We start from the raw sequence: 24,464 nt of genomic DNA, 5'->3' as shown, positions 1-24,464 counted from the left end.
CTGGCGCTGGGCCTGCCGGTCGGTGGAGGAGACGCTCACCAGGAGCATGTGCACCACCTGCTGCGCATGGCCGTGCGCCCGAACGTCGTCATCCGGATCGTGCCGACGACGATCGGCGCGCACGTCGGAATGGACAGGCCGTTCACCCGGCTGACCTTCGAAAAGTATGAACCCGTGGTGTGCGTGGAGTGCGAGACCTCCACCGCGTTCATCGAGGACGAGACCTCGATCGAGGCCTACGGAGAGGTTGTGCGTGCACTCGGTGAGTCCAGTTTGGACGCGGTGGAGTCCAAGGCGCTGATAGCCAGTCTCGGAGAGGCACAGCTGCCACTCGGTGAGGCAGTCTGAGGACGGCTCACAAGGTCTCGACGAGTTTCCTGAGCGGTGCGGCGAGGTCCGGGTGGTCACCCTTGTCGACTCGGTGCAGCAGGCGGGATGCGACGTAGAGCTGAGCGAGTTGGCCGACGTCGGTGTCGAGCACGTGGGCGAAGGTGTCGCGCACTCGTTCAGCAGTCTCCGGCACGAGAAGGCTGTAGCAGAGCAGCGTGGCTGCGTCTGTCCCAACTGGACCGCGGCCCCACAGCTCCCAATCCAGCAGCATGAAGTCCGGTCCCATCAGGTTCGCCCAGTGCAGGTCGCCGTGCACGGTTTCCCATTGGCGGACCACGGGATTCGCGGAGTGTCCGAAGTGCTGCTGGATCCTTCCGGTGATCAAGGCCTGATCGGCGTTGACCCGGTCGGTTGGCGTCGCCGCGATTATCTCGATCGTTCTGCGGAGTTCCGCCCACCATTCATCGGGAAGGTCGAGCGCGTGGCGCACGGTGTCGGTGGGGGAGCAGGGTGAACCTGGGGCGAAGGTCATCAGCTCGGCACGTTGCTGCCGCCACTCTTCCCACTCGTAGACGTCGAGAACCTGTGGCTTGGGCAGTGTGGTGAACACGTTGGCGTCGAGGTTGCCGGTCCAGAACTCACCGCCGATCCACTGCTTGTCCTCGGACACCACCCGAAGCCAGAGCCGCCGGCCGGATGCTCGGACAGGTGCGCTGATCGACCGGTCCAGCCAGCCGAGCCGGGCTTGCCCGGTAACGGTGAGACCGAAGCGGTCGGCGGCGCGGCTGAGGTTCTCGTGCATCCACTGCCGGAACTGTGCGTCGGCTTCGCTCAGGTCGACGCTCAACGTTCGGCCTTCGCTGTCGAGCACGGGTGGGTGGTCAAGCTGTTCGGACACGGGATCCCCTCGCCTTGGTGCTCACCGAGCACACTGTGCGAGTTTCTTGGTACCGCTTGGAAACACTCCAAGCGAGGAGCTGAAAGGGGCATACCCCAATCGGGGAGGTTGGTGAGCGAGTCGCGGGGCTTGCCACCCCGTTCACCAACTGACGAGCTACTTCATCGTCACGCTGCAGCCGGCGCTCCTAGCCCCTGTATTCATAGTTATTTCAGTGTTGACCAAATCTAGTGCCATCACGCGTCACCGCTGATCTGCTGTCCAACGGACTTCCAAAATCGCGGTTGAGGGATGTCAGCTGGGGGGCTGCCTGCTATCGGCAGGCAGCCCCCGACGGTTCTGGAATCAGTTACGCGGCCAGCGGGTGGTGCTCTCCGGTGAGCGCGGCCAGCGCTGTGGCGATTTCTTCAAGGGTGGCGCGGACGTAGGTGGTGGTGCTTCCGGCGTCGGTGTTGGTGTCGTTGTGTCCGGCGAATGCGCGGGCGACGGCGTAGCCGAAGTGGCGTTCGACCCACGTGAGCGTGGTGTATCGGATCCAGTGCGTGCTGACGCCTTGCTTTGCGGCCCAGGGCAGGCTCTCGCCGACGCGGACCCAGAGGCGGTCGTAGCGGTGGTATGTGATCGGGCGGCCGTCCATGTAGCGGAAGAGGCGTCCGTTCATCGGTGCACCGCGCTGTTCGACGTGCTGGAGCAGGTGCCACATCAGCGTGGGGGAGACCGGTTGCCACCGCGACGACTTGCCCTTTTCGCGGAGGTAGACGAGGCAGTTCTCTTCGTCGAGGTCTCTGGGGCGCAGTGCGAGGGCGCCGCCGCGTCGGGCAGCGGTCTCGGTGTGGAACCGGATGATCAGCGAGTCGAGTTGAGGGTCGTTGCCGCCGGTCGCGACGACGTCGTTGAGTTGGTCCATCTGTTTGCCGGACTACGCCCGCCGGTTGCTGGGCTGTCGCCGTGGCTTCGGCACCTTGGCGGCCGGGTTGGAGCGCTCGTCGACGAGTTCGTCGTTGACGGCGTGGCGGTAGAGGCAGCGCAGTGCGGCGATGAGGTGTTCGGCGGCGGAGTTGCCGTTGCGGGTGTTGCGGCGGACGGTCAGGTTGGCCTTGATGTGCTGGACGAGCCGCTGAATGTCGGTCGGGGTGCGGTCGCTCAGTGAGATGTCCGCCCACTGGTCCAGTACGCGGTTCCAGTACGGGCTGTAGGCGCGGCGGGTTCCATCGCTCACGGCCGCCGCCACGACCGGGATGTATTCGGCGAAGGTCGGCGCCGGCGGCTTCACCGAGTTGAGCAGGTCCTCTGCGGTCACGCCCATCCGGTCGAGGACCAGGCGCGCGGCGTCGAGCTCGGCCTGGGTCGGTGCGCCGGTCACAGGTCTTCACCGCCCGTCAGTGCCGGCAGCACCAGCTGGTCCAGCGCGATGGGGGGAACACCGTGACCGTCTGGTGGTCGAGGTGGGCGACCAGGAGGACCCGGTCGCCGGAACTGAGGTGCCCTGCTCGACGGGCGTCGGCTGGTAGCCGGACGTGTCCCTGTTTGGTGAGTTTGAAGACGCCGTGCGGGTCGGCAGCCACAGCTAGCAGGCCGTCGTGTTCGCGGATGCTCAGCCGGGTTGCGGCGGTCCAGTTCAACGCCGCGGCCATCTGGCGGTCGGCGACCCGGCCGCGGTCGTCGACCGTGGCGATGCTGTACAGGACGTTGCTCAGACGTTGCGGCGGTGATACTGGTACGGGGATAAGCGGGAGGGGCTGACCAGCAATGCGGGCAGATGCGCCCCTTGTGTTTCCTGGCGCGGTGTCAGGAACGATGGGGCGGCTGTAGGAAATGGTCATCGGACGCCACCTGCAAGTGGCGCCGAAACGCAAAACAGGTGCTCAAGTGTACTTGAGCACCTGCCACGCAGACGTGGCACACGTGCCACATTTTCGTGTCCGAGGGGGGACTTGAGTCCCCATATGTAGCAAGCTTGCGCAGTTCGTGTGCCCATGCGCTATTGGATAGCTCGAACCTAGTATAGAGGGCCAGTCGATGCGATTCAATCTTTTGTCGCTATGTTCTGTCGACTGGGGTCAAGACTTTCGCAGCTACTGTTGGATCGCAGGCTGACCTGGAATCCGATCGGTCTATGGTGCGCGGTGAGTGCGAGCGACACCACGACGAGCACCGCACCCACCGATCACTCGCTGGCGCGGCGCCCTTGAGGGTCCGGCCACAGCCTCTCGAACCTGATTGGATCGAACGCCTCACCTTAGATCGGCAAGATCGTCTCGGCGGAGTAATCCGCGAGTATCGTCATGCGGCTTAACCTGCATGGACGTAGTTTTTGGCACGCACAACGGTGAGACGCGAGCTCACCGACAGGCTGCTCATCATCAACGAGCATCACCTCAAGTCAGTGCTGAACCGCTACGTGTCCCACTACAACCATCGGCGGCCACATCAAGCGCGACACCACACTCCACCACGACCCGATCATCCGACCGGAGACCCAGGATGTAGATCCGTACATCGTCGGCGACTGCTTGGCGGCTTCGCAAGCTCCGGTGCTCGACCACCCGAATCACCAGCCTCGTCCAAGCAGTCCTCGCCCTGGATCTGGCCAGCTCAAACCGATGATGGAGAACGCTCAGTGAAAGCGCTCCGCAGTGAATGCGCGCTTGCCGACCGCAGACCCCATCGTGGCCGATGGGGCGCCGGTGGAGTGGGGACCTGCGTCGGTGCGGCGTGTCGCGGTTTCCCACGAAATCCGGTGGAGTCTCAGCGGTCGGAAGTGGTTGGGTCCTGCTCACTGCTTCGCTGACACGGCCCAGCACAGTGCGAGGCGCAAGGTCCGAATCGCAGGCGCGGTCTAGCCCGCGTGTCGTCGACTGATAGAGGTTATCGCGGTGGCTGGTTATGGGGCGCTTTCCGATGTATACGAGTGGCTGATCGGGGACGACAGGTTGACCCCCGCCAAGGCAGCCGCGGTTTACTACAGCGATGTCGTGGGTTCTCTGCCGCCCAACGCGCGCGTCCTCGACTGCGCGTGTGGAACCGGCCAGCTCGCCGTCGGTCTCGCGAGTCTTGGCCTTGACGTGGTCGCCGCAGACGCCAGCAATGGGATGGTTCGCCGGACCGAGAAGGCCGCCGACGAGCAGGGTGTCTCGCTTCGAGCCCTCCGTGCGAGCTGGGACGAGCTGCCCGACCACCTGGAGGACTCCACGTTCGATCTGGTGTTCTGCGTCGGCAACTCGCTCGGGCACGCCAAGGGCGCAGCCGGGCGCCTGACCGCACTGGAAGCGATGTCGCGGCTGCTGAATCCGGGCGGACGCCTCGTGCTCACGTCACGCAATTGGGAGCTCGTGCGCTCCGCCGGCTCACGGATAGACGTCCGCGATCGACTCATCCGCCGCAACGACCGCGATGCGGTCGTCAGCTATTACTGGCAGATCGGGCAGCGCTGGGAGCAGGAACACTTCCTCGAGATCGTGGTCGCCCAGATCGAGCCGGATGGGGCAGTGCGAGCCTGCTCGGAGCGGTTGTCCATTTGGCCCTACCGGTACGAGGACCTCGTGGCGCAGTTGCGGAGTGTCGGGTTCACGGTGCAGTCCACCACCTTCGACCCCGAGAGCGATGGATACCTGGTGGTCGCCAGCCGCGACCAGGCGCGAGGCACGCCTCAGCCGGCGCGCTGATCCGCCTTTTAGTTGTTGTCGTTGCCGACTTGCCGGCTCGCGACCGCCTGCAGCGGTTCTTCGCGAAGTGTTCAGCGCTTGAAGCGGTTGCAGCGGGTGCGGTCCTCGCCGCGCTGGCTTCCGACCTGCGGCCCGCGGCCTGCGGGCCGCACGGGCAGAGGGTGGGCCGGGTACTCACCCGTGAATGGACACGTTGATCGTGATGTGGCCGAATTCCTTGCTTTTATTACGGAACGGACTGTATCCATTAACTATTTGAATCGGGCGGCTGTTTTCTTTGCGTTTATGGTCGGGATCTTGTTTGAACCGATATGCAACTGACGCCTGGGATGGCGACGTCAAGTGCGTGGACTTGTGGTACCGGGAGCGCCTGACCTGCTACTTGGACATGCTGGTAGATCCATTCAGATGATTTGACCTGCGTTCTTCGTCTATCGGCGATGCTCCCGCCTGGTGCGTGGCGGGAGCATCGCCGGATCTTTGTTCGGTGAGGGGATATCCATCCGGTCGTCGGTCATCTGATTAGCCCGTCCAGCTCAATTTTTGACGCTGAACGGTACAAAGTTCGAAGGTGCCTGTCACTCCGCAGGGAATGTGACACACATCACACTTCCCTTTCATTTCCAGGGAACTACCGTTGGGTAACTTTCGCCGTCCTGAGACCTGCGTCACGTCATGGGAGGACTCTTGCGACACCATGCTGGGTTCTGTGCGCCCGGAATAACGGCGAGGACATGACACTCCTTTCCATTGTCGTGCCTGTGCGCAATGAGGAGTCGCGGCTGTCGGCCACGTTGTCCGCGCTCACGGCGGCGCTCGCGGCCACCCGTGAGCCGTGCGAGATCGTCGTGGTCGACAACACCAGCACCGACCGCAGCGGCGAGGTCGCCCGCGAGCACCGGTCCGGATCGATCCCGGTGCGGCTGATCCGCTGTGCCCAGCCGGGGAAGGGCGCGGCGGTGCGGACCGGAGTGCTGCGGACCGACAGCCGCTACGTCGGCTTCTGCGATGCCGATCTGGCGACCGACATGGCAGCGCTGGCGCCGACGCTCAGGTTCCTGCGCACCGGCGTGAACGTGGTCGTCGGATCGCGGGCGCACCCGAACTCGATCGTGCGTGCGAGGCACAACCAGGTCCGGCAGGCAGGCGCGTGGGCTTTTCGGTACGCGGCCAACACGATCGTGCCTGGCGTCGGCGACACCCAGTGCGGCTACAAGTTCTTCGACCGGCACACCGCCGACGCGATCTTCCGACCGCTGCGCACACCGGGATGGGCGTTCGACGTCGAACTGCTCGCCAGGGCGCAACGGATCGGCGCGATGATCGTCGAACTGCCGGTGAGCTGGAGGGACGTGCCGGGGTCCACGTTCCGCCCGATGCGGGACGGCTACCGCAGTTTCGCCGCGCTCGCCAGGATCCGGGCGATCCTCGGCGCGGAGAAGACGCCCGCCGTCGCCCCGGTCATGACATCCGTGGCGGAGGTGGCCTGAGTGAGACCACCGCTCAACGGTGCGCGGGTGGTAGTGGTGAACTGGCGCGACCGCGGGCATCCGCACGCCGGTGGCGCCGAGGAATACGCCGCCCGCGTGGCGGACGCGATGACCGCCGCCGGGGCGCAGGTCACCTTCCTCACGGCCAAGGGGGAGGGGCAGAGCGGCGGCGACGAGTCGACCGTGCGTCGCGGCGGCCGGTGGACGGTGTACTTCTGGGCGCTGTTGTGGCTGCTGCGCAACCGAAGTCGCATCGACCTGGTGATCGACTGCCAGAACGGGATCCCCTTCTTCAGCCCCCTGGTGGTCGCCAGGTGGACGAAGGTCGTGCTGGTGGTGCACCACGTGCACGACGCCCAGTTCGCCGTGCACTTCCCGCCGTGGCTGGCCCGGATCGGCCGCTGGCTCGAAGGTCCTGCCGCGCGCAAGGTCTACCGCCACGCGGTGACGGTCGCCGTGTCGCGGTCCACCGTGCGCGCGATGCGCGAGCGCCTCGCCTGGCGTGGCCGGATCTTCGTGGTGCCCAACGGCACGGACCACCCGTCGTCTGCGGACGGCACACGGTCCTCGCACCCCTCGCTGGTGTGCCTGGGCAGGCTCGTCACGCACAAGCGGGTCGACCGGCTGATCGAGATTGTCGGCACACTGCGCGGCCACTGGCCCGGTCTGCGCCTGCACGTGATCGGCCGTGGACCGGACGAAGCCGCGGTGCGCAAGGCCGCGGCACCGTTCGCGGATTCCGTCGTGGTGCACGGTTTCGTCGACGACTCTACGAAGAGCGCTCTGCTGCGGGAATCCTGGCTCAACGTCACCCTGTCGGACGGCGAAGGCTGGGGACTGGCCGTGATCGAGGCGGCCGCGCACGGCGTCCCGACCGTCTGCCGCGAGGTCGACGGGTTGCGCGACTCCGTGCGGCACAAGGAGACCGGCTGGCTGGTACGGGACGACGAGGACGTCGGCGGCGCGATCCACGACGCTCTCACGCTGCTGGCCCGCCCCGACGACGCCTCGGCCGTGGCCGACGCGTGCCGAGCCTGGGCCGCCGGTTTCGACTGGGCTACCAGCGGACGGATGTTCGTCGCCGTGGTGTCCACCCTGCTCGACAGTTCAACCACGGGCCGCGTCGGCGGCCCAGCTCCTGAGGAGGACCTTTGCGACGCGGTTTGACCTTCGTCCTGCTCGGACTCGGCGTGTTCGGGATCGCGACTGGGCTGTTGCTGCGGTTCTACGCCTACCCGGCCCTCGCCAAGATCCCGCACAGTCCCGATACGACCGCGGTGGCCCAGGGCAGCGGCATCACCGCACTCGTCTACGTGGAGAAGGGCGGAGGCCCGACCGCGCCGGAGATCCGCCGCAACCTCAGCCTGACGTCGAGCACGTACGTCTCCGGTGACTTGCGGGCGCCCGAGGTCCAGGCCGACAGCGGCGTGACCGCGTGGGTCGAGGCCACCCGCATCACGGAGGACAAGGACAGGCTGACGCTCAGCGCGAGCGTGCGTGAGCTGTGCCTGGACCGGTTCACCGCGGAGGCCGTCGCGCCCTGCACCACGCAGTACCTCCAGAAGGTCAAGCCGGAGAACGGCAAGGACACGAAGATCCCTGGCACGCGCGGCCAGGTTCAGTTCCCCGGCCTGAACTTCAAGTTCCCCTTCCAAACCGAGAAGCGGACCTACCCCTGGTACGACAGTGGGGTGGGCAAGCCGGTGGACGCCAAGTTCGACGGTGAGGAGAAACTGCAGGGCCTGTCGGTGTACCGGTTCAAGCAGTCCGTGCCGCCCACCGACGTCGACGGCCGAGACGTGCCCGGCTCGCTGGTCGACAAGCCCGAACCGACCGTCTCGGTCAGGTTGTACTACCAGGCGGAAAAGACGCTGTGGATCGAGCCGGACACCGGCGCGCTCATCAAGGTGCGTCAGTCGGTGAAGCAGGAGCTGCGCACCTCGGACCAGAACGCGGGTCAGGGCACCGCGGTGTTCGACGGAACGTTGGAGCTCAACAAGAAGACGGTCGACGCCAACGTCCGGGTGGCCGAGGACAACAAGTCCAAGCTGTGGCTGCTTACCGGCCTTCCGGTGATCCTGTGGATCGCGGGTGGCGTCCTGCTGGCCGTCGGCATCGTCCTGCTGCTCGCCGGCCGCCGCCGTACCGCCTAAGGCTTTTTGCGCAGGACCAGCACGAGGTTCCAGGACACGACCTCGCGAAGCACCGGAACGCGCACGACCCAGGTCGCCCACCACGGGTGATACCTGGGAAGTGCGCGTTCCAGGCCGGCCTCCGGGTGGTTCCGTGCCCAGCGCAGCGCCGAGCCGACGGACACCGCGAAAAGGCTTTCCCCGTAACGGTTCTTGGGCTCCTGGCCGTGGTTGTCCCGGAATCGGCGGCGGGCGTAGTGGCCGCCGATGAAGTGCCACGGCGAGGTTTCGTGGCCGCCCCAGGGGGAGTACCACGGCGTGAACGACAGAAACACCGTCCCGCCGGGCTTCGTCACGCGCACCATCTCGTCGAGCATCGTGCGCGGCTCGTCCACGTGTTCCAGCACGTTCGACGAATAGCAGACGTCCACTGAGGCCGTTCGGATGGGCAATCGCGTGCCACTGGCCCGAATCATCCCTTCGGCGAACTCGCCGCGGGCCGACAGTTCGCCGACATCGGGATCCAGGCCGACGTAGTAGGCGCCGGCCGCACGGAACGCGTCGGCGAAGTACCCGGGGCCGCCACCGACGTCGAGAAGACTCCGGCCGGCGAGGGAGGTGAACTCGGCGACCTGCCGTGCGGAGTCCTCGGCCAGCAACCGGTAGAAGGTGTCCCGGTCGGTCTGCTCGTTGCGGAATGCCTTGAACAGGCGGATCGACCGGTCCAGCGTCGCCTGGCTCGGCACCTTACGGCGTGCCGTAGTTGACGGTGTCGGGGTTGGAGTTGTTGGGCGCCGGGGCGTTCTTGAGCTGGACGGCCTTGTCCGGCGCGAGAGAGTTGACCAGGACGTACGTTCCGCCACCGGCGAACGCGAGCCCGGCGACGACCGCGATGACGGCACCGATCAATGTGCGCACGCTTGCTCCTCGGCTGTCCGCGAGTGGCTAGATCGGCTGAATCTACCGGCTGGTAATAGCAGCCACAATAGGCCGGACGCGACAACCGCCAATGCGCCGAGATCTCCTGCGACAACAGGCAATCGCGGCACTCCGGCCGGTGGCGGCGCGATCACCCCCGGCACCCGGTAGAGGGTCAGCCACGGCCCGGACCACACCTCCCGCAGACCCCTGAGCACGCCGGGGTCGACCGAGCCGGGGGTCCCGTGCTCCACCAGCACCCAGCCGATCCCGAACGCGCCGAGATCGTCGTTCCGGGCCATCGCCCGGCGAATCGTCGCGACCCTGCCGTCCTCCCCGGACACCGGTCTGCCACCGACGTACACGACGTCGTCGATGACGACGGTCCTCGGCAGGAACCGGGGCGCCGGATCGAGTTGCGTCCGGTCGCCGTTCCAGGAGAACCGCCGGAACGCGGACATCGGCAGGGCCAGCACGTCGCCCGCTCCGTCGTCCGCCGCCAGCACGGTTCGCACGGCACTCCAGTCGGCCGGGTAGTCCACTACCTCCAGGCGCCCCAACCCCGCCCAGGCGAAGTCGGGCATCGTGATGAGTGGGAGCAACGCCGCCAGCGCGACGAGCGCGGTCCTGTTGGTCAGGTACTTCCCCGCCGCCTCCACACCGAGGGCGAACCCGAGCGAGAGCGGGAGCGCCCACCACGCGGCCCACTTCTGCGAGTCCCGCAGCAGACCCGCGCCGGGCACGTGGGAAACCGCCCACGCCAGCACGTCACCACCGCCCGGCAGCGTGCCGAACACCGCGATCGCGACGCCGATCGCGCCGAGGACGACGAACGAACGCGCGGGCGCCAGGCCCCATCGCGGCGCGAGCGAACGCAGCCCCGCCAGGGCTACGGCGACCGACAGCAGGGTGATCACCGGCAGCAGTGGCATCCCCCGGCTGCCCGGCACGACCTCGGCGTTCCAGATCCCACCGAGGCCGAGCACGCTGGTGACCGGAGAACCCCAGTTCTCGGTCCTGGCGGCGAACGCCCCGACACCGTCCGGACTGGACAGTGAGCCGCCGGGGTGCAGCACGGAAGGCAGCAGCCACGGCATGTTCAGCAGGACCGTGACCGGCACGGTGACCGCGAGTGTGCGGCGGCCCGAGCACACGACCGCGAGCACCGCGGCGATGATTCCACCGGTCGGCGTGAGGACTGCGGGAGCGCAGGCCAGGATCAGCTTCGGGAGCGCTTTGGGTTCCCCTCGGCGGACCGCGAGCCCGGCCGCCGCGATCCACGGCAGGCAAGCGTATGTGACCACGTACGGCCAATGGCCCATGAAAAGTCGCTCGGCCACGTACGCGCTCCACCCGTACCAGACCGCGGCGACGACCCGGATCGCCACCGAGTTCGTGGGCACGAGCCTGCCCGCGCCGAGCGGACCGGCGAACAAGGCTGCCAGGAGCACGATCTTCTGCACGACGTCGCCTGGCAGCAGAGCGGTCGCGAACGACATCACCGCGTCCGCCGGGACCGACCTGGGCAGCGCCGAGCCGAGACCGAGGCCGTCGGGCAGGAGCGACTGGTCCGGCGCGAACACCATGTCGTAGTTCAGGACGAAGCCGCGGCCGAGCAACGGGGTGAGCACGAGCAGGGCCAGCACGGCGGACACCGCGGGCAGAACCAGCCGCATCGCACCTGCTCTTCTCGTCGGCAGCCCGGAACCTGGACTGCGGGACTATAGTTCCCCGACCATTACTCTTCGGTAACTTAGGGGACGAAGCCAGTGGCGGACACACTTCCGGCCAGGACGCGTGTCGACGCGATCGCGGTCGCGGTGGCCTTCGGCGGCAGCAATGTCGCCAGCTACCTGCTCACGGTGATCGCCGCGCGGCTGCTCGCGCCGCCGGTCTTCGGGGAAATGGGCTCGCTGCTGGCGCTCCTGGTGATCGGCGCGGTGCCGGCGATGGGCTTGCAGACCGTGATCGCCCTGCGGGTGGCGCGGGCGCCCGAACAGGATCGCGGGCCGCTGGTGACGCTCGGTCTGATGACCAGTGCCACCGTCCTGGTCACCGCGCTGGCCGTCTCGCCCGTGCTGATGGCGTTGCTGCACCTGCCGGGGCCGTGGGCGGTGCTGCTGCTCGCCTGCTCGCTCGCGCCGATCACGCTCGTCGGCCTGTGCTACGGAGTCCTGCAGGGCACGCAGCGGTTCCGGTCGATGGTCTGCCTGATCGCGACCGAGGGGGTCGGGCGGGTCGGCGGCACGCTGCTCGGCCTGCTCGTGTTCCGCACGCCCGCCGGGGCGTTCGCCGGGACGGTTGCGGGGTCGGTCGTCGTCGCGTTCGTGGGCTGGCTGATCTGCGGCAGACCGGTGCCGGGCCCCCGCACCGCGGGGCACGTGCGCGACGTGCTGCACACCGTGCAGGCGTTGCTGGCGCTGGTGCTGCTGGTGAACCTGGATCTGGTGCTGGCCCGGCACAGCCTTCCCGCCCGTGAGGCGGGGGAGTACGCGGTGGGCTCGGTGATCACCAAGATCGCGTACTGGCTGCCGTACGCGATCGCCGTCGTCGTCCTGCCCAAGCTGGCCGACGAGAAGGCCCGCCGCCGGATCGTGCCGATCGCGCTGGGTGTCTGCGCCGCCGTGGACGCGGTGGTGGTGCTGGGTTGCGCGGTGTTCGGTCGCACGGTGGTGTCGCTCGTCGGCGGTTCGGCCTACGCGGCGAGCAGCCTTCCGGTGTGGCCGTTCGCCCTGGTCGGATCGCTGCTGTCGCTCGTGCAGATTTTGTTGTACTCCAGGATCGCGGGCGCCGACCGCCGGTCCACGTCACTGACCTGGCTGGCGGTCGGGTTCGAGGTCGTGCTCGTTCTCGGCTGGTGGCACGGTTCGCCGACCCAGGTCGTCGCCGGGGCCGTCACCGCCACCGCCCTGCTCGCCTGCTTCGGAGCCCTGATCGAGTTCCGGTCCCGTGTCGAACCAGTCAAGGCACGGTGACACCGCCGCGGCCAGGGCGACGAGGATGGCGGCCTGCGTGGCGGTTCCGTACGCCCAGTCCTGCCCGTGTCCTTGCAGGCGTCCGACGACCGCGATCCCGGTGGCGGTCGCCATCCCGGCGACGACGATCAAGGCCGTGACGTTGAACCGCGCGGTGAACCGCTGGGCCACGGCACGGACGAGCAGGCTCGCGATCAGCAGGACGACCGGCAGGATCCCGCCGACGGCCGCGAGCAGCACCACCAGCACCGCCGGCACCCACCGCTTGCCCGCGGGGGACGTGGTGATCCGGACCCGTCTGCGCACCGGCACAAGCGTGACCAACAGCAGGAGCGCCGCGGCGACGGCGCCGACCAGAAGCCGTTGCCGGTAGGTGGTGTCGGGCTCGAAGTCCAGCACCACGGTCGTCACGCCACCGGCCGGCAGCACCCAGGCCTGCTGCCACCCGTCGATCCTGGTGCGGGCGAGCGGCTCGCCGTCCACCTTGGCCACCCAGCCGTCGTTGGCGTTCTCCGGGATGCTGAGGACCGCGGCCTGCCCGGCGGCCACCCGCAGTTGACGGTGTGCGGCACCCCACCGCTCGAAGTCGATCGCGCGGTGACCCGGCGTCGGCTCGGTAGCGGCCGCGGTGCTGGGCCGCAGGGTGAGGTCCTGCACCACGAAGGAGGCCGATCGAGCTGTGCTCACCTCGTGCTCCCGGCCTCCGAGGTCGACGCCTTCGACCAGGTCCCGACAGGTGCCCAGCGGTAGCGGACGGTGCTGGAACACGTCCCGCAGGGTGCCGGAAACCGTGGTGGCGTAAGCGGTTCCGTCGATGGTGACGGCCGGGCCGGAGCCGCACGGCACGGTGAACGGGGTGTCCAGTGGGATCGGCGGCACCAGATCGGGCGCACCGACGATCTCGACGTCGCTGATGCCCACCGGTCCCGGAACGCGGTCGGGAACCCCTTCGCTCTTCTTGATCGTGATGTCCAGCCGGTCGGTGGTCGCGACGAAGTCGACCGAGCCGTCGGAGAACACCGGCACGGTCCGGCTCAGCTCCGGGGTGGTGATCTGCACCTCGGTCGGGCGGGACGCGCCAGACAGCGCCGACGTGGTCAGCCGCAAGCCGGTCACGTCGCGGGCGGTGGGCCAGGCCAGGCGCAGCGTGGGTTCCTCGTCGGTGTAGTCGGCGATCCACGTCGTGGTGGGGTTCACGTCGACCGCGGCCAGAGGCGCGGCGGCCGGGTCACCGGCCAAGTGGGTCGTGCTGGAGACGGTCAACCCCGGTGCGGCGACAGGGAGGGTGCCGCCGACGGTGGGCAGGACCGTCCCTTCGAGACGGTAGTTGGAGTCGTCGCGGGTGCGGAAGAGCCGGTGGATCCCGTCGGGTTCCTCGCCGCTCCTGGCCAGTCCCACGTCGCACCGCTGGTCGCCGTCGGTGCCGGTGCAGGAGTAGCGCGGCTGAGGGCCGCGGCTGAAGGCGAAGGTCGTCCGCTGTTCGGGGCCGGGCAGGACGTCGGTGGGCACCCGCAACGCCCGTTGGGCGGTCACTCCGGGCACCGACAGTTCGGCGATGCCGACGGAGCCGCTGGTCAACTGCGCCGCCACCGACAGCACGGTGACCCGGACCCTGCTCGTGAGCCCAGGCGACACCGCGAACGTCTGCTCCGCGGCGCCTCTGGCGACCTCGTGGTCGCGGAAACCCGAGTCGGTGGTGATCCTGATCCGGGTGACCGGCCAGCCGACCCGGATGTCGTCGACCATCCGCAGCGTCACCTGGTCGACGACCCGCGGCGTGTCCAGGCCGACTTCGAGCCACTGCTCGGCCGGTCCGGCGAGGGTGGAGGACTGCCAGGCGCTGTACGGATCTCCGTCGATCGCGGCGAATGGCATGGACGACGGGTCGGAGGCGCGGACGGAGTCCGCGAACCCGGCCGAACTCGACGCGGTGACCCCGCGGATCCCGCGGTAGGCCGCGACCGTCAGGTGCTCCGGACCGGTGAACGGCAGGATGTCGGACACCGGTCGGTTCTGCCTCGGCCGCTCGTCGGCAGCGAGCGTCTGGCTCAGGTTGTCGCGCACCCGCCCGACGTTGCGCTCCCGGTGGCGCAGCCCGTCGGTGACGAGCCAGTCCCGGCTCTCGGGCGCGCCGCCGTCACCGGCCAGCACGGCAGGACGATCTCCCCGCAGCACTCCCGAGTCGAGCAGCGGCAACAGGGATTCCGGCCCACCGCTCACCGTCGCGATGTCCTCGGCGTTCACCGCGACCGCGCGCGGCACCGACCGCTTCACCTCGTAGATCTCCAACGCGGGCGCGGGCGCGGCGTCGAGGTCGATCGAGTTGACGACCGGCTGGTCACCCGGCTTGACCACCGGGCCGAACGTCATCACGCGTTCGATCCCGGCGGAGCGGGCCAGCGCGTCCCGCATCATCGTGACCGGTGGCGCACCGGTGGCGACCCGGTCGATGTCGTTGCGCACCAACAGGAACCTGTGCCCGGACCGAGCGAGGAAGTCGGCCAGTCCTGGTGCGCCGCGCCCGTCGGCGAGCGCGTCCTCGACCGCGTCCATCAGCCGGGTGTTGCCCTCCGAGCCGAGTGGGATCTGGCTGCGCAGCGCCCAGGGTGACCGGGCCAGCGCTTGGGCGGGCTCGTCGACCGTCTTGCCCCAGGTGTACTCGCCGAACCCGGTGCCGGGCAGCAGGAGGGTGCGGGCGTGCGGGTCGTTGTCGGCCAGCCACGTCATCGCGGAACGCCAGTAGTCCGGGATCTCCTGCCATCCCGGCCCCGGCCGCAACGTGAGCGTCCACGCGGGCATGGCCATCACTGCCACCAGCAGGACGCCGACGGCGAGCCGGACCTTGCCGGCGACCGCGGTGGTCGCGGCGGCCGGGATTCGGACGCGTGACACCGCGTGCATGAACGCGAGCATCAACGGCAGCCGCAGGCCGGGCTCGAACTTGTGCACGTTGCGCAGGGGGGCGAGCGGACCGTCCAGCAGGGCGCGAACGGTGTGGGACAGCGGGCTGTCGAGCGCCCCGACGTAGCCGATGGTCATCACGGCGACGCCCGCGATGACGCCGATCGTCAGGAAGAGCCGTTCCGGCAGTCCGCGGCGGACCAGCCCGGCGAGGCCGGCCGCCGCGAGGAGCCCGGTGGCCAGCATCAGGACCGGGTTGTCGACCAGCATGAAACCGGAGGGCCACCACGGACTGCCCTGCACGACGTAGGCCACCCACTGGTTGGTACCGCGCAGGACCTGGAACAGCGACGTCGGCGCCGTGGTGTTGGCGGCCGACTCGACGTAGTCGACGAACGGCAGGCTGTACTCGCCGAGCAGCATCAGCGGCAGCAACCACCACAGCACGGCCGCCATCACGGACGCGAACCACCAGAGCACGAGCCGGACGTGCCGCGCGGTCCACTGCCGGGTCAGCAGCCACAGACCGGGCAGCAGCAGGACCGTGAGCACCAGCGCGCCGTTCATCCCGCCGACGCCGAGGGCCGCCAGCCCGGACAAGCCGGCCGCCCGTCGTGGCGAGGAAATCCGGTCGGCCTTGATCAAGGGCAGCAGGATCCACGGCAGCATCACGGCGGCGACCATCTCCGCCGACAGCGGGCCGATCTCGGTGAGCATCCGCGGCGCCAGCGCGTACGCGACGGCTCCCAGGTACTGCGCCGGGGCGGTGCCGATCCGCAGCGCCCGCGCGACCGCGAGGACACCGCCGAACGCGCCGCACAGCAGCAGGGCGCACCACAGGCGTTGGGAGATCCACGGCGGCAGCCCGAGCACCTGGCACACCGCGAAGTACGGCCCCATCGGGAACAGGTAGCCGTACGCCTGGTTCTGCAGTTCGCCACCGCTGGCCGCGGGGTTCCACAGGTGCAGCGCGCGGCCAAGGAACGCCAGCGGGTCGACCACGAGGTCGAGCTTGGTGTCGAAGGTCGTGCGGCCGGGGCGTTGCAGGAACGACAGCAGCGTGAGACCCAGCATGACCCACGCCGTGGGGTTGCGGTGCAAGCCCACGGCCACCCTGACGCGCGTCACCTCTTGCGGACGACGTATCTCGTGGACCGCCAGTGGCTGACCGGGATGTCCTCGGACACGCTGTCCACCACCTCACCGCCGTGCTCGGCCACCACGGCGCGGAGCCGGTCCGGCGCCAGCGCGGTCATCCGCATCGGCGCCGGGTAGCGCAGCACGACGCGCTGCCCCCAGGCCACCAGGCGGTAGGGCGCGAACCGCCAGAGCATGCCCCTGAGCGTCCACAACGGACTCGTCGTGCACTGCAACACCGCCACGCCACCGGGACGCAGCACGCGCATGAACTCCGCCAGGTAGCCCTCGATCGCCGTGCGCGGCAGGTGCTGCAACACCAGTTCGGTGTAGACCAGGTCGAAATCGCCTTCGGGGAACCGGTGCAGATCTGGCGTGTCGTTGTGGACGAACCGGCACTTCCCGCCGCTGCGGTCCAGGTTCTCGGCGGTGGAGAGCATCGGCGGCGAGACGTCCACGCCGACGACCTCGTCGGCGTGCTCGGCCAGCGCCTGCGACAGCCGCCCGGCCCCGCACCCGAAGTCCAGCACCCGCCGCCAGGTCACCGGCAGGTCGAGCCCGGCGAGCCACTCACGGGCGACCGCCACGTCCTGGCGCCCCAGTTCGAGGAACTGGTCGACCTCCCACCGGCCGCCGCGCTTGTCCGGCGCCACGTGCACCGCCCACAGTGGATCCGCTTCGCCGAGCCGGGTCCAGTCGCGGCGCACCTGGTCGAATGTCATTCGGCGGAGTCTAGGTCCGGTCACGTCGCAGGGGAACCGATCCGGACGTCCACAACGCACATCGGGTCCACTTCGGTGCCGCGGTTGATCTCCAGCCGGTCTGAGCCGCTGTTCACGACGACGACGTACAGCACGTGCAGGCCCTCGACGAGGTTCACCTCCTGGGCGACCGTTCCCAGCGCGAGCCGCACCGGGCCCGCGCTGGAGGTGTAGTACTCCATCCGCAGCAGCCGACGGCCCTCCACCCGGCTGCTCAGCGGAATCGTCACGACCTGGCCGCCGACCGGGTAGCCGCAGTCGGCCACCGGACCTTTCCTGCCGACGACCGGATCCTTGACGCCGGTGATCCTTTGCGGCGATCCGTTGTCGTCCAGCAGGAACATCTCCTCCGCAGGCTGGTCGAACTTCGGCCGCTGAGGGAGCAGACCGACCACCCTGGATGCCAGGCCGTCGTAGACGAACCACTCCGAGATGACCTCGCTCGGGACATGCGTGTCGTAAAGCACGATCGACGGGTTCGCCGTCAGCGCGGCACGCGCGGTGCTGACGTACTGCTCCGACTTGGCAAACCGCAGACCCGGTGCGAGCCACAGGAAGCTGAACGTGGCGCTGATCCCGAGCAGCGTCACCAGGCCGAGCACGACCGGCCGTTTCAGGCCGCCGGTGCGCTCGCCCGGTTCGAGGAACGCGAACGTCGCGCAGAGCACGGCGATCGGCACCGCGTCAGCGATGTACCGGGGGTCGTTGCCGATCAGTGGCCCGATCTCGGGCAGCCTGGTCACGATCACCAGCCCCAGGTCGACCGCGAAGTACCCGGCCAGCATCAGCCACGCCGCCGCAGCACGCCGCGGCGCCTTGCGCAGTCCGCCCACGATCACCACCACGGCCACCGCGGCCACGGTGAGGCGCAGCCACAGCGGTGACGTCGAGATGGTCGCGCCGGGCGCGGGGCCGGTCCACGGGCCGCCGAACAACCCCGGCAGGAAGGTGTTCACCATCGCGAGGCCGACGAACTCCACAATGGAATACGCGGACGGCAGGTCGTTCTTGACACGGCTGGTGGTCAGGCTGAGGAACAGGACGGCGAACGCGACGAGGGGGACCCCGTGCGCCAGCCACACCCGCCACGGCACCCGTTCGCCCAGCAGCAGCGTGAGCCCGAACAGCACGGCGATGAACAACGCCGCCTTCTCGTAGAAGGCCAGCCCGGCGACGGTCCACAGCAGGGTGATGACGACCTGCTTCGTGGCGCGAGTGCGCAGGTAGGTCAGGTGCGCGTTGATCGCGCCGAACATGGTCAGCAGCAACGGGAAGAGCTGCACGCCGTAGGCCCACCACAGCGTGGGGTACAGGATCAGGGGGGAGAACGCGTACACCGCGAACGGCAACAGCAGTGTCCAGCGCGACCCGAAGCACCGCGTCAGCACCCGCCAGAACAGCACGGACGCCACCGCGAGCATCATGAGCAGGGGGAACACGGCGAACACGTGGCTCAGCGGCGCGACCGCCGTGATGAACCACGCCAGCAGGAACATGCCGGGCGCCAGGTGGCCGCTGTAGTCCTGGAAGAGGTAGTCGAGGTCGAACGGCCCGTGGGCCGCCGCCCGGTGCAGGATCACGAAGTCGTCGTGCCCGAAGTAGCCGTTGAACGCCATCCAGGCGTGGATCGCGAACGGGATGACGCCGATCGCGACCGCGGCCAGGGTGATCGGCCGGGGCCAGGCCAGGACGATCTGCCGCGGTTCGGTGGTGGTGGTCACGTCTCCAGCAACCTGCCCATCGCTGCGTAGAACACGTCGACGATCTTGGTCGGGTCCTCGGTGGTGTAGGCGTCGCCGCCGGTCGCCCGCGAGATCGCCCGCAGCTCGACCGGGTCGATGTCCGGCCCGATGCCGATGCCGATGATCTGCAGTGGCCGTTTCGGGTCCTGCAACTCGGCCAGTTGGGCGAGCAGCTGTTCCTGGTTGATCCCTTGGGGGTCCTCGTTCTTGCCGTCGGTGAGCACCACCACCAGGTTGATCCGGCCCGGCTCCCAGTTCTCCCGGGCCGAGGTGTAGGCGGCCAGCACCGAGTCGTACAGGCCGGTGGCGCCGTTGTGGATCGCCTTGACCTTGCGGAGTTCGTCCAGCGAGCCGTCGGCCAGGAGCTCACCCACCGGCCGCACCGGCAGGAGTTCCTTGTAGTCCTTGTCGCCGTCGAGGTTGGTGGAGAACCGCCACAGACCGATCTTCGTGGTCGGCTTGAACAGCCTGATGCCCAACTCGGCGGCCCGGATGGTGAGCGTCATCCGGTCGGTGGCGGCCTTGGGGACGCCCTGGGCCATCGACCCGGACACGTCCAGCAGCACCTGCATCCGGGCGCTGCGGTTGACCGCCGCCCACTGGTTGAGCAGTTGGTCGGGGTCGGCGGGAGGGGCGACCGGTCGGACCACCGCGGCGCTCGAACCCCCGAGCGCCCGCCCGTCGGGCCCGCGCAGGCCCTCCTCGGCGAACTGCCCGGCAGAGGTCTGGTCGAGCAAGCGGCTCAGGAACTGTTGCGCTACATCACGTTTGCTCTGATCGGGACCGGGCAGGACGACGTACGGGTAGTCCAGCGAAGGCACGGCGGGATCGGCGTACACCCCGACCAGACCGTGTTTTCCCAAGTCCGATTCCGGTGTCACCACGCCGTCCAGTGGCCGGGCGGGATCGAACAGCTCGGCGGGTTTCTGGACGGCGTGCTTGGTGAGCTTGCGCAGCGTCAGGGCATAGGAACCGGCCGGGTCCGGAGCGGATCCGGTCAGCTCACCTGTGGCGATCAACGCCGACAGGCCTGCCGGGTCGACGGCCGGGTCGACGAATCCGATCGCCGGCTCGCCGCTGAACACCTGGGCCCAGGTGGGCGTTCGCTCTGGCCAGCCGAACTGCCGCGCGGCGGTCTCGGTCAGCCCCAGCACGATGGGCGAGGACGCGATCGACGGGCCCGTGACGGGGATGTCCCACGCACCCCGCCGCTGGGCGCGCAGCAGCCACTGGGACGACTCCGGGATCCACACATCAGGTTTGGCCTGCGCGAGGGACCCGACGGCCTCAGCGGAATCTCGCGCTATCACCTCGACTCGGTAGCACGCGGCACCGTCCTGTTCCGACACGCGGGCCACGGCCGAGGCGATGCCCGGCGCGGCCACGACGCTGAGCGTGGCGACCGTGTCACAGCTCGAAGAGGAGAGCCGTTCGTGCAGGTAGTCGAAGCCGAACCACCCGGCGAGTGAAAGCACGAGCAGGATGCTCAGGATCACCACCGGTGAGTCAGAACGCCGAGCCACAGACCCCAACCCCTCGTCGCCGCTGACTGGTCGAGGCAGCCTAGCCCGAGTTTCGCAGATAAGTTGATCTTGGAGAGATCCACTACAACGAGCACCGACCGCATCAGGCCCGCAGCCAGCTACCACTCGAGACTCGAGAGCAACCCGCCGTCGTGCACGACATCAAGACCCGCAAGCTGCTACGCGCCGAGATCCTCGGCGGACTCATCAACGAGTACAGATACGCCGCATGACGTGCAGCGATGACTTATCGAGCGGCACACGTTCGAGGAGCTGTACGGCGACGTCGAGCGGTGGCGGCGGAAGGTCGCCGACCGGCTGGAGCAGTACCTGCGGGAGCAGACCTACCTGCCGATCGACGCGGAGGAGCTCCGCCGCTGACTTCGTTGGCCCACCACGGTTTCCGCCGGGATCAGCTCACCGGTCGGCTCTGGCCGCGGGCGGCCCACCAGCCGGCCGCGATGACCAGGCCCAGACCTCCCGCCGCGAGGATCAGACCGAGTTGGATGGCGGTCCCGCGCTCGGGAGGAAGGCCGACGGTCCAGCCGAGGAAGGGGCCGAGGAACGCCAGACCGGTCACCATGGCGGCGGCGCTGACCACCGCCGCACGGGACCGGCGCACCGCGCCCTGCGCCATCGTGAGACCGGTGCCGACACCGATCAGGCACAGCGCGAGCACCAGCTTGGGCGCGGTCGACATCCCGGAGTTGGAGGTGAAGAACACCACCGCGCCGGTGACCGGGATGGCCGCTACGAGGAGGAAGACGAGTGGTAGCACCGCGACGAGCACGTGTCCGAGCCGGGCACGGCTGCGGCCGGCCGCGACCGACATCCCGATCAGCAGGGCGAGCAGGATGATCATCGTGGCGTTGCTGACGTCGTCTCCGATCACCTGGCCGAACCCGGTGAGCGGCGCGGGGCGGATGTCCAGCCCGGCCACCACGACCGGCACGCGACGCCAAACACCGTCGGCACTGCGGACCGCCAGCCCTTCCACGCCGTTGGCCACGATCACCTCGTGTCCACCTGGGACGGTGCGGACCAGGACGTCCACGCTGGCCACTTCCGACAGGCGGTCGATCCCGCCGGGAAACGGGTGCTGGCGCTTGACGAACGGCCAGCGGGCGGCGGGCACCTCCCAGGCGGTGTGCCAGGTCCGGCCGGTGTCGGTCGATTCGTCGACGCCGAGCAGACGGCCGCCGCGTGGCGTGTCGTCCTCGAAGTCGACGTCACCGTCGCCGTGCACCCGGTAGCAGTGTGCGGCGTCATCGGGCGCGCAGGCTTCGAACTGCCGGTGCCCTGACAACGGTCCAGACGGCGTCTCCGGCAGCGGCGTCCAGTCGCCGACACCGGAGCTGGAACCGTAGAAACGCGTGTTCACCTCGATCACCACCTGCTCGCCCACGAGCTGCACGGAGTCGACCGAGGGGAGCGTGTAGGCCGGCGCCGAGGTCGCGGCGACCGCCAGCACCGCGAACGGCACCGCGACGATCACCCGCAACTGGTGGGCAGGGCGGTCCGGCAGCGGCGGTGCCTCCACCACCTGCCGCCAGGTCCACCAGGCGAGGCCCAGCGCGGGCAGCGCGACCAGGTCGCTCGGGTCGGCCAGGACGACCGACGGCCCGTTGACGACCGACCACACCGCCGACGCGACCTCGGCGCCCGTGCCGGTCAGCTTGACCCACGCGAATCCGGCGCCGGTCAGCAGCGTCGCCGCCGCGGCGCCGATCCGGCCGGCGCGGAAGAGGCCGAACAGCAGCCCCAGCACCGCCGGTGCCACCACCAGTCCGGCGACGTCACTGAGCTTGCCGGTGACGAGACCTGGCCACGCCTGTTTGAAGACGTGGTCGTTGAGCAACAGGACCGCAGTGGCCCCAACAGTCAGTGGATGCGCCACCCAGCGCAGGAAAACCCCAGCTCGCATGAACGCCAGCCTGCGTGGCCCTGATCACTGCCACGACTCGGCCCGGCCCCAGAACGGCGGCTGTCTATGGCCCTCACAGCCTCCGCACAACTCCGCCACATCGGGCGCCAATCTCCGCTGCAGACCCTGGCCGCATGAGCCTCGCGAGGCCCGCTCCGGAAACCACGGCGACGGCCACCACCGCACCTGTGCTCGACGTGGTGGTCCCCGTCTACAACGAAGAGAACGACCTCGCGCCCTGCGTGCGGAAGCTGCACGCGCATCTCACGCAACGGTTCTCGCACTCGTTCCGGATCACCATCGCCGACAACGCCAGCACGGACGGCACAGCGGATCGCCGACGCACTGGCGGACGAGCTGAGCGAGGTGCGGGCGGTGCACCTCGCCGAGAAGGGCCGGGGCCGTGCGCTCAAGGCGGTGTGGTCCACATCGGACGCCGCCGTGCTGGCGTACATGGACGTCGACCTGTCCACGGACCTCGCCGCGTTGCCTCCCCTGGTGGCGGCGCTGACCTCCGGTCACTCCGGCATCGCGATCGGCAGCAGGCTGGCGCGTGGCGCCCGCGTCGTGCGCGGTCCCAAGCGGGAGTTCATCTCCCGGTGCTGCAACGTGCTCCTGCGCAGCACCCTGGCCGCCCGGTTCAGCGACGCGCAGTGCGGCTTCAAGGCCATCCGCGCCGACGTCGCCCGTGGACTGCTGCCCCACGTCGAGGACACCGGCTGGTTCGTCGACACCGAACTGCTGGTGCTCGCCGAGCGAGCCGGACTGCGCGTGTTGTGGTAGTTGTCGGCTACCGTCCGCCTCAGTACATAAGTGCACCTTGGCCGCCCGCGAGCCGCAGACAATCGTCCACTTGCACGGCGATGGTTCCTGCGAGATGGAATTGACGCATCACGGTGGCGGCCTACTCGTCGCTGCCTGGACGTACAGCGAGCGGAATATGTACCCGTACGTCTTGCTGATCTTCGCAGGCGGTCGCCGTAGGGCTTGGTCAGGATCGGGTCGATCCATGCTTGCGTCACCTATGCCATCCGCAACATGTTCATGGACCTCGAAGACACCGGATACCTCACGCGGATCAGATTCCTCATCCTCATCCGCGACGTCAAACAGCCCGCGTTGATGACAAAATCCTCGGAACCGCCGGGATCGACACGGTGCCGACCGGCGTCCGGATGCCCCGCATGAACGCGATCATGGAACGCCAGGTCAAGACACTTCGCGTTGAACTTGGTCCAAGGCGGCGGTGAGCTTGGCCGGCTCAGCCGCGCGGCCGATGAACGCGGCGGGCAGCTGGCGCGGCACCGGCCGCCCAGGTGAACGGAGCTGCGCGGTCACGAGCAGCCTCGTTGGGCTGTTCGGGTGGAGCAAGCTCCAGCCGCCGTCATGGTGTCTCCGACTCCCGAGTCTCGGCTTTGATCGAGGGAGCTGATCGTGGCCACGCTGACGAACGCTGAACTGCTCACCGCGTTGACGGGACATCGCCGTCCTGAAGCGCCGTCTGTGGGACCTGGACTGCGTTTTGCCTTCTACGGACGGATGTCGACGAGCACCTATCAAGATGTGCATACGTCTCGTGCGTGGCAGCGTGCGGTGTCAGATGAGCTGATCGACGGCATCGGTTCGGTTGTCGCGGAGTTCTTTGATGTGGGCGTGTCGCGGCGGTGGTCGTGGCAAGACCGTCCAGAGGCAGCGGCGCTCCTGGCCGTCGCTGCAGATCCTGATCGTGACTTCGATGCGGTCGTGGTGGGGGAGTACGAGCGTGCGTTTCACGGCGATCAGTTCCGCGAGGTCGTGGCTCGGCTGAACGCACTGGGTGTCGAGGTATGGCTGCCGGAAGCAGGCGGCCCGGTGGAACTCGGCAGTCCGGTGCATGAGGCGTTGATGGTGTTGTTGGGTGCGCAGGCGCAGCGTGAGGTGGCGCGGGCGCGGCAGCGGGTGCTGGCGGCGATGTGGTCCCAGACGCGGTTGCAGGGCAGGTTTCTGGGTGGTCGTCCGCCGTATGGGTATCGGTTGGTTGATGGTGGTGTTCCGTACCGGGTTTGATGGAGACCATGAAGCCTGGATG

Annotated in this window: 18 protein-coding genes and 3 pseudogenes; 9 read left to right on the top strand and 12 right to left on the bottom strand. The window is 68.5% G+C overall.

Going from position 1 to position 24,464, the window contains the following annotated elements; all coding sequences use genetic code 11:
• Positions 1 to 348: Scr1 family TA system antitoxin-like transcriptional regulator (locus SK803_RS43290; protein ID WP_319972055.1), on the top strand; the 348-nt coding region annotated here is incomplete at its 5' end.
• A 7-nt stretch (positions 349 to 355) separates the two neighbouring features.
• Here SK803_RS43290 and SK803_RS43285 read toward each other — a convergent pair.
• From SK803_RS43285 to SK803_RS43270, 4 genes are all read right to left on the bottom strand, one after another.
• A complete protein-coding gene (locus tag SK803_RS43285; RefSeq protein WP_319972058.1) occupies positions 356 to 1,177 on the bottom strand; it encodes an aminoglycoside phosphotransferase in 822 nt (273 codons plus the stop codon).
• Between the two features lie 400 nt (positions 1,178 to 1,577).
• Positions 1,578 to 2,135, bottom strand: a complete 558-nt coding sequence (locus SK803_RS43280; RefSeq protein WP_319972054.1) for a site-specific integrase — start codon at positions 2,133 to 2,135, stop codon at positions 1,578 to 1,580.
• 12 nt (positions 2,136 to 2,147) lie between these two features.
• Positions 2,148 to 2,591: a hypothetical protein gene (locus tag SK803_RS43275; RefSeq protein WP_319972053.1), complete on the bottom strand. Its 444-nt coding sequence runs from the start codon at positions 2,589 to 2,591 to the stop codon at positions 2,148 to 2,150.
• 16 nt (positions 2,592 to 2,607) lie between these two features.
• Positions 2,608 to 3,051: an AbrB/MazE/SpoVT family DNA-binding domain-containing protein gene (locus tag SK803_RS43270; protein WP_319972052.1), complete on the bottom strand. Its 444-nt coding sequence runs from the start codon at positions 3,049 to 3,051 to the stop codon at positions 2,608 to 2,610.
• 688 nt (positions 3,052 to 3,739) lie between these two features.
• On the opposite strand from SK803_RS43270, the pseudogene SK803_RS46695 reads away from it, so the two are divergent.
• The 5 genes and pseudogenes from SK803_RS46695 to SK803_RS43250 form a co-directional block, all read left to right on the top strand.
• A pseudogene (locus tag SK803_RS46695) lies at positions 3,740 to 3,835 on the top strand (IS5/IS1182 family transposase); the annotation flags it as partial.
• Positions 3,836 to 4,104: 269 nt separating this feature from the next.
• Complete coding sequence (locus SK803_RS43265) at positions 4,105 to 4,893, top strand: class I SAM-dependent methyltransferase (RefSeq protein WP_319972051.1); 789 nt, start codon at positions 4,105 to 4,107, stop codon at positions 4,891 to 4,893.
• A 734-nt stretch (positions 4,894 to 5,627) separates the two neighbouring features.
• Entirely contained in the window at positions 5,628 to 6,383 is a 756-nt protein-coding gene (locus SK803_RS43260) for a glycosyltransferase (RefSeq protein WP_319972050.1), read from the top strand.
• Positions 6,384 to 7,550: a glycosyltransferase family 4 protein gene (locus SK803_RS43255; protein WP_319972048.1), complete on the top strand. Its 1,167-nt coding sequence runs from the start codon at positions 6,384 to 6,386 to the stop codon at positions 7,548 to 7,550.
• Complete coding sequence (locus SK803_RS43250; protein ID WP_319972047.1) at positions 7,535 to 8,536, top strand: DUF3068 domain-containing protein; 1,002 nt, start codon at positions 7,535 to 7,537, stop codon at positions 8,534 to 8,536. The genes SK803_RS43255 and SK803_RS43250 overlap by 16 nt, the downstream gene beginning before the upstream one ends.
• Here SK803_RS43250 and SK803_RS43245 read toward each other — a convergent pair.
• From SK803_RS43245 to SK803_RS43235, 3 genes are read right to left on the bottom strand one after another with little or no spacing between them, the layout of a single operon-like run.
• A complete protein-coding gene (locus tag SK803_RS43245; RefSeq protein ID WP_319972057.1) occupies positions 8,533 to 9,231 on the bottom strand; it encodes a class I SAM-dependent methyltransferase in 699 nt (232 codons plus the stop codon). The two genes, SK803_RS43250 and SK803_RS43245, sit on opposite strands and share 4 nt — an antisense overlap.
• Before the next feature lie 31 nt (positions 9,232 to 9,262).
• Positions 9,263 to 9,433 (bottom strand): DUF2613 family protein, encoded by a 171-nt coding sequence (locus tag SK803_RS43240; protein ID WP_319972046.1) that lies wholly within the window; start codon positions 9,431 to 9,433, stop codon positions 9,263 to 9,265.
• Positions 9,421 to 11,109, bottom strand: a complete 1,689-nt coding sequence (locus SK803_RS43235; protein ID WP_319972045.1) for a hypothetical protein — start codon at positions 11,107 to 11,109, stop codon at positions 9,421 to 9,423. The genes SK803_RS43240 and SK803_RS43235 overlap by 13 nt, the downstream gene beginning before the upstream one ends.
• 93 nt (positions 11,110 to 11,202) lie before the next feature.
• On the opposite strand from SK803_RS43235, the gene SK803_RS46690 reads away from it, so the two are divergent.
• Complete coding sequence (locus SK803_RS46690; protein WP_406601668.1) at positions 11,203 to 12,408, top strand: lipopolysaccharide biosynthesis protein; 1,206 nt, start codon at positions 11,203 to 11,205, stop codon at positions 12,406 to 12,408.
• Between the two features lie 900 nt (positions 12,409 to 13,308).
• On the opposite strand, the pseudogene SK803_RS46725 reads toward SK803_RS46690, so the two are convergent.
• The 5 genes and pseudogenes from SK803_RS46725 to SK803_RS43210 all read right to left on the bottom strand — a co-directional run.
• Positions 13,309 to 16,383 (bottom strand): annotated as a pseudogene (locus SK803_RS46725) (alpha-(1->3)-arabinofuranosyltransferase); the annotation flags it as partial.
• 50 nt (positions 16,384 to 16,433) lie between these two features.
• Complete coding sequence (locus SK803_RS43225) at positions 16,434 to 17,168, bottom strand: class I SAM-dependent methyltransferase (protein ID WP_319972043.1); 735 nt, start codon at positions 17,166 to 17,168, stop codon at positions 16,434 to 16,436.
• A gap of 20 nt (positions 17,169 to 17,188) precedes the next feature.
• The gene (locus SK803_RS43220; RefSeq protein WP_319972042.1) at positions 17,189 to 18,928 is read right to left on the bottom strand and encodes a hypothetical protein; all 1,740 of its coding nucleotides are present in this window, start codon (positions 18,926 to 18,928) and stop codon (positions 17,189 to 17,191) included.
• Positions 18,925 to 20,472 (bottom strand): substrate-binding domain-containing protein, encoded by a 1,548-nt coding sequence (locus SK803_RS43215; protein ID WP_319972041.1) that lies wholly within the window; start codon positions 20,470 to 20,472, stop codon positions 18,925 to 18,927. The genes SK803_RS43220 and SK803_RS43215 overlap by 4 nt, the downstream gene beginning before the upstream one ends.
• 412 nt (positions 20,473 to 20,884) lie before the next feature.
• Complete coding sequence (locus SK803_RS43210) at positions 20,885 to 22,396, bottom strand: hypothetical protein (RefSeq protein WP_319972040.1); 1,512 nt, start codon at positions 22,394 to 22,396, stop codon at positions 20,885 to 20,887.
• A 134-nt stretch (positions 22,397 to 22,530) separates the two neighbouring features.
• Here SK803_RS43210 and SK803_RS43205 point away from each other — a divergent pair.
• Positions 22,531 to 23,170, top strand: a pseudogene (locus SK803_RS43205) (glycosyltransferase); the annotation flags it as partial.
• A gap of 660 nt (positions 23,171 to 23,830) precedes the next feature.
• Positions 23,831 to 24,442 (top strand): recombinase family protein, encoded by a 612-nt coding sequence (locus tag SK803_RS43200; RefSeq protein WP_319972039.1) that lies wholly within the window; start codon positions 23,831 to 23,833, stop codon positions 24,440 to 24,442.
• The last annotated feature ends 22 nt before the right edge of the window (positions 24,443 to 24,464 follow it).

The sequence above is a fragment of the Lentzea miocenica genome (assembly GCF_033949945.1).
GTDB lineage: Bacteria > Actinomycetota > Actinomycetes > Mycobacteriales > Pseudonocardiaceae > Lentzea > Lentzea miocenica.
This window is presented reverse-complemented; position numbering and strand designations above follow the sequence as displayed.

Bases quoted from the DNA above. Each gene is read 5' to 3' on its own strand.
- SK803_RS43280 (WP_319972054.1), bottom strand. From the start codon at position 2,135: ATGGACCAACTCAACGACGTCGTCGCGACCGGCGGCAACGACCCTCAA.
- SK803_RS43270 (WP_319972052.1), bottom strand. From the start codon at position 3,051: ATGACCATTTCCTACAGCCGCCCCATCGTTCCTGACACCGCGCCAGGA.
- SK803_RS43260 (WP_319972050.1), top strand. From the start codon at position 5,628: ATGACACTCCTTTCCATTGTCGTGCCTGTGCGCAATGAGGAGTCGCGG.
- SK803_RS43235 (WP_319972045.1), bottom strand. From the start codon at position 11,109: ATGCGGCTGGTTCTGCCCGCGGTGTCCGCCGTGCTGGCCCTGCTCGTG.
- SK803_RS43225 (WP_319972043.1), bottom strand. From the start codon at position 17,168: ATGACATTCGACCAGGTGCGCCGCGACTGGACCCGGCTCGGCGAAGCG.
- SK803_RS43210 (WP_319972040.1), bottom strand. From the start codon at position 22,396: ATGCGAGCTGGGGTTTTCCTGCGCTGGGTGGCGCATCCACTGACTGTT.